Genomic DNA, 206 nt, shown 5'->3' on the forward strand with positions numbered 1-206 from the left:
GTTATGGTGTGTCCCCGCATGGCTGGGTCGCTCACCGGCGTGTCGAGCGCGCCAAATCGATGTTATCAGGCATGGACCCAATAGCGCAGATCGCTTCGGCCTGCGGCTTCAGCAGCCAGAGCCACATGACACGGGCATTCAAGTTGGGCACAGGCGTCACACCCTCTGCCTATCGGCAACGACAGTGAAAAGCCCCTTCGCTCGAC

General features: G+C 60.7%; 1 protein-coding gene. It reads left to right on the top strand.

Going from position 1 to position 206, the window contains the following annotated elements; genetic code table 11:
* Positions 1-188: helix-turn-helix domain-containing protein (locus tag AF337_RS40895; protein WP_152971194.1), on the top strand; the 188-nt coding region annotated here is incomplete at its 5' end.
* Positions 189-206: the final 18 nt, after the last annotated feature.

Source organism: Rhizobium ecuadorense (assembly GCF_001187535.1).
In the GTDB taxonomy this organism is placed as follows: domain Bacteria; phylum Pseudomonadota; class Alphaproteobacteria; order Rhizobiales; family Rhizobiaceae; genus Rhizobium; species Rhizobium ecuadorense.